The following is a 15,449-nucleotide window of genomic DNA, read 5'->3' as shown; positions in this document are numbered from 1 at the left end:
GTGATGTTAGCGCTTGGTATTTTAAGCACGAGTTTTTTGGGAAGCTGGCACTGTGCTGCCATGTGTGGCCCGATTGCTTGTCTTATGGGCCAGCGTAAATCATTTATCAGCTATCACGTGGGACGCCTGGTGTCTTATGTGACATTGGGGGTTTTAGCTGGTGGCCTGGGCCAGCTGTTACTAGCCTCCCAGTATGCGTGGCTGCGAACTGCTTCGGCGGTGATCTTTGCTTTGGTTTTATTCAGCATGGGCATCCGACTGCTTGCGCCCCATTTGGGAAGTAAATTAACTCCCAAATTAGATCCTCACGGATTGATAAGAGTTTTCCGCCAACTTCGAAAGTTTCATTTGAATCAATCAGGATTCGTTGTAGGCATTCTGACAGGCTTACTGCCCTGTGGATGGCTTTATACCTACGTCACTGCGGCCGTCGCTCTGCAAAGTCCACTCATGGGGGGAGCGCTGATGTTTTTGTTCTGGGTTGGAGGACTGCCTGCTTTAGCAGTTCTGCCTGCGATGATTCAAAACGGCCTGCGCCAGATTCCCTTGCGCCAGCAGCGAATTGCGGGGCTGATTTTAGTTGCAGCCTCCGCATATTCGCTGTGGAGCTTCTTTTTCTTCTCTCACTAAAATATGCTACATTGCTTTGATTATTTACTTAGTTTCTTTATGTCCTGATTCACTGCCCGTCGGAGTCGTTGCTGGCGTTACACCTGTCAGATTACTTTGAATGCCTTTGGCATCATTAAGGTGATTCTGAACATGCGTACGAGTTTCTTGTAAATAGGATTTTAAGGCTGCATTTTTAGATTCAGGAATCAGCGTTTGATCCAGTTTATCCAGGAGTTCCTGATGCATGACCACTTGAGTACCAATATAAGCTTTATCAAACTCTTCTTTTTTGACCTTTTTTAGATCCTTCATTTTCATCTGAGTATCTTTTTTTAGCTTCTTGGTTTCTTCACTTGATGTCATTTTAAGCTTTTCACTCTTGGCAACCTCTTTAACCTTATCCAGATTTTCTTTGTGTTCTTTCTCCATCTTTTCGGCAAAAGCTTTTACAGAGCTGTCAGTAGCTTTCTTTTTAGCGAGCTTTGCGGCGTCGATCTCACCTGAATTTGCGGTCTTCATGAATTCCGTTATTTGAGAATCTTCGAGAGCAAAGCAGTTCGCACTTACCAGGCTTATTCCAAAAAATGCCAATACCATTAATTTAGACAATTGCATAAATTCTCCTTGTTAATTTCTAACTGGGTGACCGGCCTTTTATCGATGTGGTGGCGATTGGGAATTTCTGAAGGAATCCGTGAATCGCGGCGGCATCATGTTCGCAATCATGTCCCAGGTAGTACCCATGAGACCCTCTTCTTTAATTTCGGGCTTCATTTTTTGGAACGCGTCCCCCATCATTGTTGCTTCTTCAGCACTGAAATTATTCCGGGCAACTTCGAACATCCGCCCCTCTTCCTCAGAAATATGATGTAACAAAGCATCTCTGAGCTTTTCTGCCGTTTTCCTCCAGCTCATGTTGGTTTTATCTTCAACCTGCAGAAGCCTTAATAGCCCCTCAGCCTCAAGATGTTCTTTATAACCATGCATGGCCAAATCTTTTGAACTATCCACTGATCTTAGTGAATTATAAAAAACAGATTCTTCCGCTCGCGCATGAGGAATCAGGTCATCTCTAATTTGGGCGACCAGACGTTTTCTGGTATCGTCATCATCATCTCTGAGTCCCAGCAAAGCGTTTAACAGGCCCTTTACTTTCTCATGATCTTCTTTCAATAAATCATATATCTCCATGGCTTCCTACTATAAGATTTCACCCTAGAAGAGTCTCAGTTACTTTTCAATTGGACCTGCAATCAAACACTAGAGATATTGTTCGATCCTCGCTGGTCTGCGAACATCATTCGTCAGGACTCCAACGGAAATATGATATGAAGGAGTCATTGCCTTAGCTTTATGCCACCAACCAGCGGGAATAAACAAAAACTCACCAGCTGACAAAACAAATTTAATTTCAGTTGTGAACACTTCGTTTAAGTATAGAGAACTTTGCATCTGGCCTGATACATCCGGCCAGAAACTATTAGGCCTCAGAGTGAACTCCTTAACCCCGAAAGTCTGAAACACGAAAACATCTTCGTAATCGAAATGCCAATCGAATCCCTCACAGTTTTCTGGCGTAAAATACAACTGTATATCGATAGGCTTCTGAAAGATGGCAGAGAATACTTCTGCTATTGCCGAAAGCTCTTTGTTCGCATACTCAGCATGTCTAATCACGAGACTGTAGCCCTGGGTTATTCCGGAACACATCTGCTCGACAGTGAGAGATCCCGATTTAAGTTCAGGCAAAGCCGGCAGCTTCCCATTTCTCGCAAGCCAACAATCACCATACTGTTCGCGCACGATGGAACTTGCTACCTCAAAGTTAAAAAGAGAACGAATATCCGGCGGTTCGCGAAGCTGAAATGGCTTTGCAATTTGAAAGACATTTGAATTCGCGTTCAGCAAATCGTATAAGAAAGAACTGATTTTTTCCATTAGGGATAAGTACACTTTGAAAACCAACACCAGCAGTTAAATTTAAATAATTATTGAGTTGAAATAGTTCAGATGAAGTAGAAGCTCTTCATGAGCTCCTACCACATATTTATTTCCGATCAGATGATCTCTTAGTTGATTGGGAAGATGACGACGAAGAGGAACGACCAGATCTTGTTGCTTCTCTGCCGCTGGAACTTCCAGATCTGCCACTGCTGCTGCTACTAGATCCTTTGGAACTGTCTTGACCTTTTTTGCTGCCTTTTGATCCTTGATTTCTCATAAGAGTCTCCAGTTAATGCGAAATTTTAAAATTCCCTCACGGAAAATCCGTAGAGGGAACTTTAAAAAATCTTGTTTAATTAGCGGTTTGTACCTTCACGGCTGCCAGTATTAGAAGACTGCTGACCACCGGATTTATTTTGATTGCCCTGTTGTTGGTTTTGACCAGTGCGTTCCCAGTCTTTTTGTCCTTGTTGTTGTTGACCTTGGTTGCTGCCTTTGTTTCCTTGGTTTGCGTTTTGGTTAGCCATATAATCCTCCTTGGATTTTGTTACCTCAATGGTATGCCCAAAAATTGACGGCACAATATTTTTTATGGTGTTCCTTCACACTAGATGGGTTCGAAATGTGAGCAATTTAGTTTTGTTACATCGACTTCGGTTTTATCGAAAAATTCGCTTTAGTTTTATTACTTGCAACTCATTCTTGTGATAAAAAAAGGCCCGCATCTGAGCAGGCCTTTTTTACGAAAATATTTTTATATATGACCTAGTGGCGATTCACGTTGCGTGGTTCTTTTTGATTATTCTGATCTTCCTGATCAAAATCCATATCATCAGATTCGTTATCGATTGAACTTGAATCTGATGCTCTTCTTTTTTCAGAAGATGTGCTGTCATTGGATCTTTGATTTTGATTTTGACCCTGTTGTTGGTTTTGTTCTGTTGAGCTTCTTCTTTCCTGATCTTGATTTACTTTTCCTCTTCCACCTTGAGAGGACTGACTGTTTTCATTCGGCTGGGATTGTGGTTTTTGATTAGCCATACTTTGCTCCTATGAGTGTTGCCGTCATTGGCCTTCGCAAGTTAGCCTGATCGCGGGCACATAACTATAAGGAATGTGCTGACTCTTAACACCTTGTTGCCTCTGATCAATCGGGACCTCATATTTTTTATTCAGCAACCACGACAGTAAGCTGGCCAGACTATCAAATGGCCGTCCTTATCATATAGATTTGAAATCGGCATTTTTAGTTCTTTCAATTCTTCTTTGGAAACTTCTTTCACTTCATCACCGCAGTTCATGTCATTTGCATTTTCTTTGCGATAAACTATTTCGGCGCCGGAAAATTTAATTGGAACTATATTGCCGATCGCACCTGCCGAATAAATGCTTCCAACCTCTAACGATTCAGGCGCGGGAAGGATCTCTCCCTCTTTTTTCACAGGCCAATCTTTTTTGAGGTTGATCCATACAGGGTTCGTAAAAGGATTTCTGGGTAGTTGAATCCAGTCACCTTTCACATCACTGACTGTGAACTCAAAATAACAGGAGTAACCCCAATCCGTTCCTTTTGAATCACTCGGAAAATCCACAGGCTTACTTTTATTTTGGATATAGAGAGCATTCATTCCTTTGCCCGGAGTTCCTATAATATGAATTTCACCAAGAGTTGGAAATTTCGCATCAGGCTTTTCATAAACTCCAAGCTTCCAGGTTTTAGGGGCGAGTTTCTCTTTTCGACATTGATCTACGTCTTTTAAAGATTTTGGACATAGCTCTTCAATTTGATTTTCGTATTCCAAGTTGTTCCCGGGAGGAACCAGACTTATTTTTTGCGGGGGATTCAAATGAGCAGAAACAATTGAGGAAAATAAAAGAACAGCGATCGCCAAAAAGTGATGTATAGAATTCTTCATGAACCTATTTTACTGATCAGCAAAAAAAGATGTCCATTAATTTGGAGACGCGCATTAATTTAATAGATTTAAAAAGGAAGAAAATGGGGTGACCGACGGGGCTTGAACCCGCGACACTCGGAATCACAATCCGATGCTCTACCAACTGAGCTACGGCCACCACAAAAGGAAGGTCTTTTATAGAGCCTTGCCGGGCAAAGTGCAAGATGGAAAAATGCGGATTTTCAAAATTCTTTAAAGGCTAGTAATCACAAGGGGCTACGACGGGCTGAGCCTGGCAATTAATGCTCGCATTTTGCGCAGATAGGACGGTTTTATCGGCCCATTCGCCGTTCGCGTTACAGCGGCGGCGCTCGCAGGTGACCCCTGGATTGGACAGCAAACACTGCTTTTTCTCTCCCTTGGGGTTGCCCTTACACGCCCAGGAGCACTCGTTAAAATTAGCTGGCGGAGCAGAACAGACTCCCCCCGCACGCTTTGCAGCCTCTGCGGCTTCGCGCTGCTTACGGGCGCGCTGAGCTTCTTGGGCTTTGCGTTTCTTTTCGGCTCCCTCAAAGGCAGCGATCTCTTTAGAGGAAAGTTTGGTGACCGGAGTTAGGTTTCCGCGAGGAATTTTGCGTCCCTGCAAAAGGACGTCATAGGCGATTTCACCGCCCTCCATGATTCCTTGAAAACCAACCTGCTCCCCCGCTTTGACTGTGGCTGAGGTTTCCCCGTTCATTGCAGAAAATTCGATAGTGCCCGTGATGACCTTCACCTCGCCGTAGGCTTTTGGTGGGTTCATGCTAAATACGAAGTCCCCTGCTGGCGGGATAAATTCATAAAGGTCGGTGCGCAGCACGGTGTTGTAGCGGGTCTTTTCGCCCTCTTTTTGCACCCAACGCAGACTGCCCGAGCGCAAGATTAAAACCGGCGCCTCGCCCCCTTCCCAACTGATAGTTGGCAAAAGGACGGAGCTGTTGGGCATAACTGTAAATTTGCGAACCGGTCCGAAGGCGATCACTGCACTTGAATCGTCACCGGTTTCGAATAGCGCTTTTTCCTGCAAAACGGTCTGCTTGGTTAAAGTCAGCTTTGTGCCGTCTTTATTGGTTAAAATCACCTTACCGGTAACTTCCTCAATCGCAGGATATCTGGGTGGAGCTGCCGTTGCGGCAATAGCAGTTAAAGAAAAGAGTGAAAGTAGGACTTTAAGTTTAAGTATTTTCTTTAACACGCTCGAGCTCCCAGAGTTTTGCATACTTTAAGAATAGCGAATAAGCGGCGCCCATGGCGATAACAAATCCTGGTAAACCGTCCAAAAATCCGGCTTTTACGAAATAAGTCTCAATAAATTTACCAAAGGGCTTAAAGATCATCTTTAAGTACGAAAACTTTGCCCCTCGTGCCTGCAGCTCGCGAGCTCCTAAACCGGAGTATCGGTCATTTGTATTGACTTGATCACTGAGATCATCAAACACGTAATGCAATAAAGGAGAGGTCATTTTAAGGTGACTTTTTACTTCGACCTTTTCATGTACGTTGGCGGAATTCCAGCGACTTTGGGATTTATTAAAAAGCCTAAGCTGGAAATCAGGATACCATCCCCCGTGCATGATCCATCGACCTAAATGGAAAGACTTGCGAGGGAACAGGTACCCCGCTGCCGGATCAAGGCTTGCGAATTTTGCGATGATTTCGGAGGCAAGCTCTGGGCTCAGAGCCTCATCAGCGTCCAAGGACAAAATCCAGTTGTGCTTGGCTTGCTCGGCCGCGAAGGCTTTTTGCGGACCGAATCCGCGCCATTTTTCCTGGAAAACACGGGCGCCTGCTTTTTGAGCAGTCTCCACAGTGCGATCCGTCGAAAAGCTGTCGACCACCACAACATCGTCGGCAAAGGGAACAGAACGAATGCAGCGATCAATGTGCGCTTCTTCGTTTAAGGCAATCACAACAAGAGAAATGGGAAGTTTCGTCACTGATTTAGATTGGTGTTCGATCAAGGTCTTGTCAAATGATTCGCAACTCGATACCATTTTTTTGAGTTGAAAGGTTTTTCTTGATGAATTTTGCTAAATACTTCGTTTTATGTCTGTTTTTATCGTCGACGGCTCATGCTTATCTTAGCATTTTGGAGTCCGGCGAAGTGCTATCCTCGAACCTAATCCAAGTGGGGGTCGAGCCTCAGATTTTAACGAATCGTGAAAGTGGCGCGAACTTCGACGTCTTTATTGAAACCGGATTTAATGACTCCACCAGCGCCCGTTTTTTAATTGGCGGTGGAACCATCGACTTCAATTCCTTTGCAAGTGTTAAGTGGATTCCAATTCCTGACGTGGACAACCAACCAGCGATGGGTTTTCGTGCTGGCGTCGGATTTGCCCGCGAAGATGACGACAATATTTTGCAAGTACAACTGGCACCTCTACTAAGTAAAAAATTTGATACAGAATACGGCATGACAGTTCCGTATATCGCGATCCCTTTTACTTACCTGAACACCAAAGAAGATAACTACGTCGCCACCAACCTGGCAGTAGGAACCGAATGGCAACACCCGGACCTTAAAGGCACGATGAATCTGGGTGCCGAGGTCGGCGTTGATTTAAATAAATCTTATACTTACATCAGTATTTTTGCGACCTTCCCATTTGAAAGCAGCAAAGGATTCGGTAATTAATATGTTTTCATGGTTATTTAAAGACGAAGCCGGAACAGCTGCTGACCTGTATGTTGATTTGGGTACCGCAAATACTTTGATCGCAGGTCGTGGAAAGGGAATCATTTTGAATGAGCCCTCCCTGATTGCCTACCAGCAAACCAGTCCAGGCAGAAAACGCGTGATCGCGGTGGGCACTGATGCCAAAGAAAAATTGGCCAACAATCCGGGCAACATCTTTGCGCAAAAACCAATTCGTGACGGCGTTATCGCAGACTTTGAAACGACAGAAGTCATGCTAAAACATTTCCTAAGTCAGCCCGGTGTAAAATCGGCTTACTCCCGTCCCCGCATCGTGGTTTCACTTCCCTACGGCGTGACTGAAGTTGAAAAGAAAGCTGTTATCGAGTCCTGCAAAACAGCAGGCGCCAAAGAAGTGTTCCTGATTGATGAACCGATGGCCGCTGCCATTGGTTCAGGCCTTGATGTTAAATCAGCCGAAGGCAATATGATCATCGATATGGGTGGTGGTACTACGGAAGTGGCCGTCATCGCACTTGCTGATATCGTTTACTGTGAGGCAGCCCGCGTGGGTGGTCACAAGATCGACGATGCGATCATTGATTACTTTAAACGCTACAAAAAGTTTATCATCAACGATGTGACGGCAGAATATCTGAAAGTCGCAATCGGTACGGCAGTTCCGAAGAAAGATATCAAAATGGCTTCCATCACGGGTCGCGATGCTGAAACCGGGATGACGAAAACTATTGAAGTCAGCTCTGAAGAAGTGGGTCTTGCGATGAATTCCTGTATTCAGGAAGTTATCAATGCGATTCATAAGGCGCTCGAGCACACCCCACCTGAATTGGTTTCTGATATTATCGAGCGTGGTGTTGTACTTGCCGGTGGCGGAGCTTTGATTCGTGATTTTGATCTGCGCATTCAAAATGAAGTGCGTCTGGCAGTTCGGGTCGCCGACAATCCACTGACTGCGATCGCCATGGGTGGCGAAGCGGTTCTTTCGGATCCAGAACTTTTGGATAAAATTCAGCTGGAAGTTTAAAACTAAAAAGCCCCGGTTCGCCGGGGCTTTTTTTTTAGATTTGAATGCCGTTTACAAAATCCTGGCGGATCAATTGATTAAGTTCTTTTGCCACGGGCCCCTGAGTGCCGTTGCCAATTTTCTTTCCTTCAAAACTGGTGACAGGCAATACATCCAGAGTCGTTCCGATCATCATGACTTCTTTCGCATTCACGATATCGCTTTCAGTTATGTTTTGTTCCTGAATGTTTTTGATTTGACCCGTTTTCACCAGCGCCTCGGCAAGCTCGAAAGCACGCATCATGGTCGTGCCTTTTAGAATTTGAAAAAGCGGTGGTCGAATTAAATTTCCGGCGTGATCCAGGATCACCATGTTTTCTGTGCTGCCTTCCAGGAAATTTCCAGCTGAATCGATATTGATAGTGAAATCCACTCCCCGATCGACACTTTCCTTTTTCATCAAAACATTTGGGAGGTAATTGCAGGATTTAATTCTGGCAAGTGTCGGGTCTTTGGGAGGCACGGCACTTTTCGCAATACTTACCCCTTGCTCGTATTTTTCTGAAGGCAAAGTTTTTAATGACGTCACCACAAGATAAAGTTGCTCGCCGACAGAGTCATAGGGATTTGTGGTAAAGCCGCCCGGTCCGCGGGAAAGATAAAGACGTAATAGCGCATCCTGTACTTTTGCGGCGCGCATGGCTTCCGAAATAATGTCTTTTACATCACCCGCCGACATTGGAAGTTTCAATCCGATCTGTTCGGCAGAGTCTTGCAATCTGCGCATGTGTTCTGCAAATAAGAATATGCGACCGGTTACGACCTTGATGGCTTCAAACACTCCATCACCACGATGAACCAGATGATCGTCCACCGGAATAGTCATGAGTCCCGGCTCTGTCACAATGCCGCCCCACCAGGTGCTGTACATGGCTAAGTATGCTTGCTGTGCAGGATAGTTTTTCGCGGCAAGCTTTGCTTGAATCTGAGCGGGTGTGAGTAAGCTAACTGACATATGAAAAGCCATCCTTGTTCTTGAAACTTTAAGCCTTCTCTATTCTCGGAAGGGCATCTTGGAAATGGCAAGTTTTTTATTATTTAGTTTGACGTTTACTTCATGCGCTTCGGACAATAAATGCTTAAGACATCAGGGAGGATGCAATGATTTTTCGTGTGGCCTTGTTAGTAGCTGCAATGAGTTTGTCCGCGTGTTCACTTTTTCAGGGAAGACGCACCCCGAATCAAGAGATGCAAGTCTCCCTTAAAGATGAAAAAGGGAATGTGAAGGCGGCGCCTGATGCCGATATGGGAACGGCCGAAGATAAGGCCCGCGCTCAAGAACTGCGCGAAGCTGTGGCTGTAGAAGCAGCAAAACAAGCTAAAAAAGACGCTGCCGTTGCAGGCACTGCTGCAGCCACTCCTGCGACATCGTCAGGCGAAGTTACAAAACAGCGCTTCCACGGTCCGGTCCCAGCTGATAAGTCACTGGGTTGGCTAAAAAATGGAAACACTCGTTATGTTACAGGCCGTTTGCGCTCTGATGGCGCCTCTGCCAAAGATCGCATGCGTTTGACCGAGGGACAAAAACCCCATGCAATTGTTCTGGCTTGCAGTGATTCGCGCGTCCCGCCGGAATTGGCCTTTGACCAAAAGCTGGGCGAAATCTTTGTCGTACGCACTGCGGGCGACGCTTTGAATGAAACTGTTGTGGGAAGTGTTGAATACGGCGTACAATACCTGGGCGCAAATCTGATCGTAGTACTGGGGCATAGCTCTTGCGGCGCAGTGAATGCGGCGTTAAAAGGCGAAGATCTTGGTAGCCCTGCATTAAATGCGATCGTTGATGATATCAAACCGCGTATTACTCATTTTGCAGGCAAAACACCGTCTCGTGGACTGGTGCAGGAATCCTTCGCCAATGTCACTGGTGTGGCCCACGATCTTTTGATGCAATCGCAAATCTTGCGTGACGCTGTAGCCTCTGGTGATGTAAAAATCTCTAGAGCTCTGTATCACCTGGATTCAGGCAAAGTAGAGTGGAAAGACTAGAGAAAAACTGGAGTTAGACTGATGAGTTCCCCGCGTAAAATTTTGATGACCTGTGCTCTTCCCTACGCCAATGGCTACATTCACCTGGGTCACTTGGTGGAGTATTTGCAAGCTGATTTTTGGGCACGTTTTCAAACTATGCGCGGGAATGAGTGCGTGTTTATCTGCGCTGATGATACGCATGGAACTCCGATCATGGTTAAGGCCCGTGAAATGGGCATCACTCCAGAACAACTGATTGCAAATTCTTTTAAAGAACATACTTCTGACTTTGCAGATTTCCAGATTAAGTTTTCTCACTATGGTTCTACCAATGCTCCTGAGAACAAAGCTTTGATTGAGCAGTTCTATGGAAAATTTGTTGAAGGCAATCACACGCGTACTCAGGCGATCCAGCAGCTTTACTGTAACCACGACAAAATGTTCCTTCCGGATCGTTTCGTTAAAGGTACGTGTCCTAAATGCGGAGCTAAAGAACAATACGGGGATTCCTGTGATGTATGCGCTTCGACTTATTCTCCGAGTGACATGAAAGATGTGCACTGTTCAATGTGTGGCACAACTCCGGTGATTAAAGATTCTGAAAGTATTTTCTTTAAGCTTAATGATTTCAAAAAATACCTGGAAGAGTGGATTCCGAAACACTGCGCTCCGGATATCGCTAAAAAAATGCTCGAGTGGTTTAACGAAGATCTTCATGATCTGGATATTTCCCGTGATGAGCCCTACTTTGGCTTCCCGATTCCGGGAACTAATGGCAAAAAGTTTTTCTATGTTTGGGTGGATGCTCCGATGGGTTATATGTCCACGACAGAGATCTGGGCCAAGTCTCAAGGAAAAACTTTGAAAGACATCTGGCAGGATCCGTCGCGTGAAATTTATCACTTTATCGGTAAAGACATTGCACGCTTCCACACGATCTTTTGGCCAGCGTTTTTGAAGGCTGCGGAATTCCGTTCGCCAAATCAGGTCTTTGTTCATGGTCACTTGATGGTGAACGGCGAGAAAATGTCCAAATCCAAAGGGACATTTATTGCGGCTCGCACTTATTTGAATCATTTGAATCCTGAATATCTGCGCTATTACTACTCGACGAAATTGAACAGCTCTGTCGATGATATCGATTTGAATCTGGAAGAGTTCGTAAACCGTGTTAACTCGGAGCTTGTGGGTAAGATCACGAACCTGGGATCTCGCGGCGGGCAGATGCTTAAGAAAAAAATGGATGGCGTCATGAGCACGCCTGATGCTGAAGGTTTGAAGCTGATCGCGCACGCGCAAAGCAAATCTGAAGTAATCGCGGGGCATTTTGAGGCCCGTGATTTCGCTAAAGCTCTGACTGAAATTCGCACACTGGCTGATGACGCCAACAAGTACTTTGATGAAAAAGCTCCTTGGAAAACGCTGGATGCAGATCCTGTGGGCACAAAGCAGGTCATCACAACGACTTTGAATATTTTCAGAATGCTTGCGATTTATTTGAAACCTGTTCTTCCGTACTACACTGAGAAAGTGGCTAAGCTTTTGGGCGAAGGCGACTATAAGTGGAGTGATGCAAATACAGTCCTTACGAATCGTACGATCAACGATTACGAACATCTGGCGACTCGTGTTGAAGCTGACAAGGTCAAAGCCATGGTCGAAGAAGGTCGTAAGATTAACGAAGAGATCCAGGCTGCGAAAAAAGCTGTTTCAACTGCTCCCGCCTCCGCTAAAGCTACGGCGGGCAAGCCCGTAGAAGGTGTTGCTACGGCGGCGGGTTCTGAAGAGATCGAATTCACTGATTTTGAAAAGGTTGAGTTGCGTATTGGTCAAGTGGTTGAGGCTGAAGAGATTAAAGAAGCTGATAAGCTTTTGCGTCTTAAGGTTGATATTGGTAATGGTGAGATCCGTCAGATTATCTCCGGTATCAAAGCTGCTTATAAGCCTGAACAGCTTTTGGGTCGCAAACTCTTGGTGTGCGTAAATCTAAAACCACGCAAAATGAAATTCGGAATGTCTGAAGGCATGATCCTGGCGGCAGGCACTGGTGGAAGTGACTTATTTATGCTTTCCCCTGACAATGGCGCACAAGTTGGCCAAAGAGTGAAATAATGAGCCTTTCAGCTCAGGATAAAAAATCCCTCGATGAAATTCATAAGCTTTTTAATGAGCTTGAGAAATCCTCGGGGGATTTTTCTTTTGATCCCCAGAAACTGGCGAATTTAAAAGACAAAATTGCGCAGCTGGCGGCGTCTGAAAATGCGGACGTGGTGCGCTTGGCTCCCCTGCGAGATCATCTGCACAGGAAAATGACCCTAAAACATTTCATCAGCTTTGCGATTCCTTTTGAAAGAATTTTGAATCGCAACCTGCAGGATGATGATTTTTTGATTATTGAAAATGATAAAGCGGCGGCTCCCGAAGAAACTCTTCCTTTGGTGTTTGTTCTGGATAATATCCGCTCTGCTTTCAATGTCGGCTCCATCTTTAGAACCGCTGAATGCCTAGGGGCTGAAAAGATTTGCCTTTGCGGCTATACTCCCAATCCCACTCAGTGGAAGGTTGAAAAGACTGCTATGGGCACTCAGGAATACATGACTTGGGAAGAACATCCCCATTTGATGGAGTGCCTGGAGATGCTTAAAGAAAACGGCTATCGCCTCGTCGCTTTAGAAACAGCGGCTTCAGCTTCAGACTTATTTGAAAATTTCGAATCCGAACCGACGGCTTTTATTTTAGGTAATGAGCGATTTGGACTGGATCCTTCGATTTTGCAAATCATTGATGAGATCCGCGTGATTCCTTTGCGTGGCAGAAAAAACTCGCTGAATGTTGGTGTAACCGCTGCGGTCGCGGGTTTTGAATGGATGAGACAGTGGCGAGCGAGAAAATAGAGTTTACTCCCATTGGGTATTTTAAAAGTACACAGGTGCATCCTTACGAAGCGGGACGCCAACCTGACAGTCATCATGCCATAGGTACGATCGAACTTGAGGGCGGTCAGAATTTCGAACAGGCGCTTACGGGACTTGAAGGTTGCAAGAAAATCTGGGTGATTTTTAGTTTTCATCGCAATGACCACTGGAATCCCATGGTGCTGCCACCACGAGGACGTAACACCAAGATTGGTGTATTTGCCACCCGCTCCCCTTACCGTCCTAATTCCATTGGTATGAGCTGTGTGGATGTGGTTCGTATTGATAAACTTAAAATTGAAGTTTCAGGCGCAGACATTCTGGATGGATCGCCGATTTTGGATATTAAGCCCTATGTGGCTTATGCGGATTCTTTTCCTGAGGTTGAGCCGGAATGGTTAAAAGAAGCGGAAAAGCATACAGTGCTTTTTTCAGAAGCGACTGAAAAGGCTTTAGTGTTTTTGGAAAATCACGGAGTTGATAACTTGCGCGCCTTTTTGCAGCACCAGTTGGAATTTGAACCCACAAACAGCAAGAAAAAGCGTGTAAAGGCTTTATCGGATGGTGAGCTCATCATTGCTTACCGGACTTGGCGTGCTGTCTTTACTATAGTGGCTGGGACAGTTTCAGTTTTACGAATTGAAAGTGGTTACAACGCTAGTGACATGGCAAATCCGGAAGACACTTATGCGGATAAAAATATTCACCGCTCATTTTTAAAACAAGACTTTTAAAAACTAAAAAGCCCCAACAGATCGTTGAGGCTTTTCGTTATTGGCACAATTACTTTTTATCTTTGTGCTTTTCTTTCATTTTAGCCAATTCGTCTTTACAAGCTTGGGACACTTCGTCCTCGTGGCTTTTCATACACTCACGAACCGCACCTTTTCCTGGTTTGATCTCGCCGCAGAACTTTTCAACGTCTTCATGGCAAGCCTGGTGCATGCCTTTGAAGGCTTTTTTCATATCAGCCATCTTAGCTTTGCACTCTTTGGAAACTTTGGATTTATTTTTACGCATGCACTTGTGCATGTCTTTACCTGGAGCAACGCCCGGGCATAAAGTTTCACGATCTTTTGCACAAGGACCATCCATTTTAATAGCGCCAGAAGCTGGGGCCGTGACGGATTCTGGAGTGGAAGTGGCTGGAGTCACCTCTTCTGATTGAGCAAAAGCGTTTACAGTGAAACAAGCTGTTAAAGCGAAGGCACAAGATGCGATCAAAGATTTCATTTTTCCTCCTATGGAATAACGATATGATAGCCTTGATCGGATTTGATGCAATATTGATTTGCCGTTCTACAGCAAAAGTTTTGCTCCTAAGGCCAGTGAGGTAAAAAAGCTTATGACCACAACACACCACAGATAACTAAAGAGTGTGAATAGTCCGTCTTTTTCAAGATATCCGATTGCAGAAAGCACGATCGCAATTGCCGGTACTGTGTTTGAAAATGGAATCGGCAGAGGCAGCGCCAACAGACACGCATTCATCGACAGCACCAAAAAATTCAGCACGCGAAACGCCTGCATATCGTGGAAAAACATCATGCGCTTTCTGACGATCTTGGCAACGTAGGTCCATACTTTTTCGGCGTAGTTGCTAAGCTTTAGAACCGTTTTTGAAGAAACAGAAACATTCTCCCAACGCTTGGGCAGCCATGGTGGACGACGGCGTAAGAGAAAAAAAGAAACCAGGACAATCAAAATTCCCGAAATGGTGGAAAGCCCCGGAACCGGTATCGGGAAAAGATATGGCAGACACAGGAATAATAAAATCATTCCATGGCCCTCTTCCCCCAGGAGTTGGAAAACTTTTTTTAAGGAAAGGTCACCGTGGCCCGCCTCTTCTTGAAGCAAATCCATGGCAGCAATAAACTCACTTTTCAATTTGCTTTCCTTTCGCCTAGAAACTATGACTAAGAATCTATTTTATTCTAAAGGACCTATTATGGATTGGAAGATTTTTGCGAGCACATTTATCACAATTTTCTTAGCGGAAATGGGTGATAAAACTCAATTTGCAGCCCTTGCTGCTTCAAGCCAGACCAAATCCACTATGACCGTTCTTATCGCTGTTGTATTAGCATTGGGACTTGCTGGAGCATTGGGTGTGATTTTTGGACGTTACTTAGGACAACTATTGAATCCTCAGATGATGAAGTATGTGTCAGGCACATTGTTCATCTTGGTCGGGATTTGGGTTTTAACAGCTAAGGGATAGTAGCTAGGTCATTCGACATGGTTTTTCTTGTGAAAGCACATTGTTACGGCGCATGAATACGTTATGTAACATCATCGTCCACAAATAAAAAAGGAGTCTTAAGCGACTCCTTTTTTTATTTGGGATA

19 protein-coding genes and 1 tRNA gene are annotated in these 15,449 nt (G+C 44.9%); 8 read left to right on the top strand and 12 right to left on the bottom strand.

Annotated elements, in window-relative coordinates; genetic code table 11:
* Positions 1 to 3 precede the first annotated feature (3 nt).
* A complete protein-coding gene (locus ACLWNV_RS08425; protein WP_413587488.1) occupies positions 4 to 630 on the top strand; it encodes a sulfite exporter TauE/SafE family protein in 627 nt (208 codons plus the stop codon).
* A 24-nt stretch (positions 631 to 654) separates the two neighbouring features.
* Here ACLWNV_RS08425 and ACLWNV_RS08420 read toward each other — a convergent pair whose 3' ends face one another.
* The 9 genes from ACLWNV_RS08420 to ACLWNV_RS08380 form a co-directional block, all read right to left on the bottom strand.
* The gene (locus ACLWNV_RS08420) at positions 655 to 1,227 is read right to left on the bottom strand and encodes a DUF4142 domain-containing protein (protein ID WP_413587487.1); all 573 of its coding nucleotides are present in this window, start codon (positions 1,225 to 1,227) and stop codon (positions 655 to 657) included.
* Positions 1,228 to 1,266: 39 nt separating this feature from the next.
* Positions 1,267 to 1,803: a hemerythrin domain-containing protein gene (locus ACLWNV_RS08415; RefSeq protein ID WP_413587486.1), complete on the bottom strand. Its 537-nt coding sequence runs from the start codon at positions 1,801 to 1,803 to the stop codon at positions 1,267 to 1,269.
* 69 nt (positions 1,804 to 1,872) lie between these two features.
* Positions 1,873 to 2,550 (bottom strand): JmjC domain-containing protein, encoded by a 678-nt coding sequence (locus ACLWNV_RS08410; RefSeq protein WP_413587485.1) that lies wholly within the window; start codon positions 2,548 to 2,550, stop codon positions 1,873 to 1,875.
* 362 nt (positions 2,551 to 2,912) lie between these two features.
* Entirely contained in the window at positions 2,913 to 3,083 is a 171-nt protein-coding gene (locus ACLWNV_RS08405) for a hypothetical protein (protein WP_413587484.1), read from the bottom strand.
* A gap of 238 nt (positions 3,084 to 3,321) precedes the next feature.
* A complete protein-coding gene (locus tag ACLWNV_RS08400) occupies positions 3,322 to 3,597 on the bottom strand; it encodes a hypothetical protein (protein WP_413587483.1) in 276 nt (91 codons plus the stop codon).
* Between the two features lie 131 nt (positions 3,598 to 3,728).
* The gene (locus tag ACLWNV_RS08395; RefSeq protein WP_413587482.1) at positions 3,729 to 4,358 is read right to left on the bottom strand and encodes a hypothetical protein; all 630 of its coding nucleotides are present in this window, start codon (positions 4,356 to 4,358) and stop codon (positions 3,729 to 3,731) included.
* 198 nt (positions 4,359 to 4,556) lie between these two features.
* Positions 4,557 to 4,632, bottom strand: a tRNA-His gene (locus tag ACLWNV_RS08390).
* Between the two features lie 81 nt (positions 4,633 to 4,713).
* Entirely contained in the window at positions 4,714 to 5,688 is a 975-nt protein-coding gene (locus ACLWNV_RS08385; RefSeq protein WP_413587481.1) for a hypothetical protein, read from the bottom strand.
* Positions 5,669 to 6,430: a glycosyltransferase family 2 protein gene (locus ACLWNV_RS08380; protein WP_413587480.1), complete on the bottom strand. Its 762-nt coding sequence runs from the start codon at positions 6,428 to 6,430 to the stop codon at positions 5,669 to 5,671. Before ACLWNV_RS08380 ends, ACLWNV_RS08385 begins: the two co-directional genes overlap by 20 nt.
* A gap of 83 nt (positions 6,431 to 6,513) precedes the next feature.
* On the opposite strand from ACLWNV_RS08380, the gene ACLWNV_RS08375 reads away from it, so the two are divergent.
* Positions 6,514 to 7,131, top strand: a complete 618-nt coding sequence (locus ACLWNV_RS08375) for a hypothetical protein (RefSeq protein WP_413587479.1) — start codon at positions 6,514 to 6,516, stop codon at positions 7,129 to 7,131.
* Position 7,132: 1 nt separating this feature from the next.
* Positions 7,133 to 8,176, top strand: a complete 1,044-nt coding sequence (locus ACLWNV_RS08370; protein WP_413587478.1) for a rod shape-determining protein — start codon at positions 7,133 to 7,135, stop codon at positions 8,174 to 8,176.
* Positions 8,177 to 8,210: 34 nt separating this feature from the next.
* On the opposite strand, the gene ACLWNV_RS08365 is transcribed toward ACLWNV_RS08370, so the two are convergent.
* Entirely contained in the window at positions 8,211 to 9,170 is a 960-nt protein-coding gene (locus ACLWNV_RS08365) for an aminotransferase class IV (RefSeq protein ID WP_413587477.1), read from the bottom strand.
* Between the two features lie 146 nt (positions 9,171 to 9,316).
* On the opposite strand from ACLWNV_RS08365, the gene ACLWNV_RS08360 reads away from it, so the two are divergent.
* From ACLWNV_RS08360 to tsaA, 4 genes are read left to right on the top strand one after another with little or no spacing between them, the layout of a single operon-like run.
* Complete coding sequence (locus ACLWNV_RS08360) at positions 9,317 to 10,204, top strand: carbonic anhydrase (RefSeq protein WP_413587476.1); 888 nt, start codon at positions 9,317 to 9,319, stop codon at positions 10,202 to 10,204.
* A gap of 21 nt (positions 10,205 to 10,225) precedes the next feature.
* Positions 10,226 to 12,298, top strand: a complete 2,073-nt coding sequence (gene metG / locus ACLWNV_RS08355; protein WP_413587475.1) for a methionine--tRNA ligase — start codon at positions 10,226 to 10,228, stop codon at positions 12,296 to 12,298.
* Positions 12,298 to 13,080 (top strand): RNA methyltransferase, encoded by a 783-nt coding sequence (locus ACLWNV_RS08350; RefSeq protein WP_413587474.1) that lies wholly within the window; start codon positions 12,298 to 12,300, stop codon positions 13,078 to 13,080. The genes metG and ACLWNV_RS08350 overlap by 1 nt, the downstream gene beginning before the upstream one ends.
* Positions 13,050 to 13,835, top strand: coding sequence for a tRNA (N6-threonylcarbamoyladenosine(37)-N6)-methyltransferase TrmO (tsaA, locus tag ACLWNV_RS08345; RefSeq protein WP_413587473.1), 786 nt, complete (start codon positions 13,050 to 13,052; stop codon positions 13,833 to 13,835). Before ACLWNV_RS08350 ends, tsaA begins: the two co-directional genes overlap by 31 nt.
* Before the next feature lie 49 nt (positions 13,836 to 13,884).
* On the opposite strand, the gene ACLWNV_RS08340 is transcribed toward tsaA, so the two are convergent.
* The gene (locus ACLWNV_RS08340) at positions 13,885 to 14,334 is read right to left on the bottom strand and encodes a cysteine rich repeat-containing protein (RefSeq protein ID WP_413587472.1); all 450 of its coding nucleotides are present in this window, start codon (positions 14,332 to 14,334) and stop codon (positions 13,885 to 13,887) included.
* Positions 14,335 to 14,400: 66 nt separating this feature from the next.
* Positions 14,401 to 14,988, bottom strand: a complete 588-nt coding sequence (locus ACLWNV_RS08335; RefSeq protein ID WP_413587471.1) for an exopolysaccharide biosynthesis protein — start codon at positions 14,986 to 14,988, stop codon at positions 14,401 to 14,403.
* A gap of 61 nt (positions 14,989 to 15,049) precedes the next feature.
* On the opposite strand from ACLWNV_RS08335, the gene ACLWNV_RS08330 reads away from it, so the two are divergent.
* Positions 15,050 to 15,322, top strand: coding sequence for a TMEM165/GDT1 family protein (locus tag ACLWNV_RS08330; protein WP_413587470.1), 273 nt, complete (start codon positions 15,050 to 15,052; stop codon positions 15,320 to 15,322).
* The last annotated feature ends 127 nt before the right edge of the window (positions 15,323 to 15,449 follow it).

Origin of the sequence: Bdellovibrio sp. HCB274 (genome assembly GCF_047306075.1) — a bacterium.
Taxonomy (GTDB): Bacteria; Bdellovibrionota; Bdellovibrionia; order Bdellovibrionales; family Bdellovibrionaceae; genus Bdellovibrio.
Note: the sequence above shows the minus strand (reverse complement) of the source record. Positions and strands in the feature narration are given on the sequence as shown.

Coding starts and splice junctions, on each gene's coding strand:
- ACLWNV_RS08425 (WP_413587488.1), top strand. CDS start 4: ATGTTAGCGCTTGGTATTTTAAGCACGAGTTTTTTGGGAAGCTGGCAC.
- metG (WP_413587475.1), top strand. CDS start 10,226: ATGAGTTCCCCGCGTAAAATTTTGATGACCTGTGCTCTTCCCTACGCC.
- ACLWNV_RS08375 (WP_413587479.1), top strand. CDS start 6,514: ATGAATTTTGCTAAATACTTCGTTTTATGTCTGTTTTTATCGTCGACG.
- tsaA (WP_413587473.1), top strand. CDS start 13,050: ATGGATGAGACAGTGGCGAGCGAGAAAATAGAGTTTACTCCCATTGGG.
- ACLWNV_RS08330 (WP_413587470.1), top strand. CDS start 15,050: ATGGATTGGAAGATTTTTGCGAGCACATTTATCACAATTTTCTTAGCG.
- ACLWNV_RS08400 (WP_413587483.1), bottom strand. CDS start 3,597: ATGGCTAATCAAAAACCACAATCCCAGCCGAATGAAAACAGTCAGTCC.
- ACLWNV_RS08415 (WP_413587486.1), bottom strand. CDS start 1,803: ATGGAGATATATGATTTATTGAAAGAAGATCATGAGAAAGTAAAGGGC.
- ACLWNV_RS08370 (WP_413587478.1), top strand. CDS start 7,133: ATGTTTTCATGGTTATTTAAAGACGAAGCCGGAACAGCTGCTGACCTG.
- ACLWNV_RS08365 (WP_413587477.1), bottom strand. CDS start 9,170: ATGTCAGTTAGCTTACTCACACCCGCTCAGATTCAAGCAAAGCTTGCC.
- ACLWNV_RS08410 (WP_413587485.1), bottom strand. CDS start 2,550: ATGGAAAAAATCAGTTCTTTCTTATACGATTTGCTGAACGCGAATTCA.
- ACLWNV_RS08420 (WP_413587487.1), bottom strand. CDS start 1,227: ATGCAATTGTCTAAATTAATGGTATTGGCATTTTTTGGAATAAGCCTG.
- ACLWNV_RS08360 (WP_413587476.1), top strand. CDS start 9,317: ATGATTTTTCGTGTGGCCTTGTTAGTAGCTGCAATGAGTTTGTCCGCG.
- ACLWNV_RS08405 (WP_413587484.1), bottom strand. CDS start 3,083: ATGGCTAACCAAAACGCAAACCAAGGAAACAAAGGCAGCAACCAAGGT.
- ACLWNV_RS08350 (WP_413587474.1), top strand. CDS start 12,298: ATGAGCCTTTCAGCTCAGGATAAAAAATCCCTCGATGAAATTCATAAG.
- ACLWNV_RS08340 (WP_413587472.1), bottom strand. CDS start 14,334: ATGAAATCTTTGATCGCATCTTGTGCCTTCGCTTTAACAGCTTGTTTC.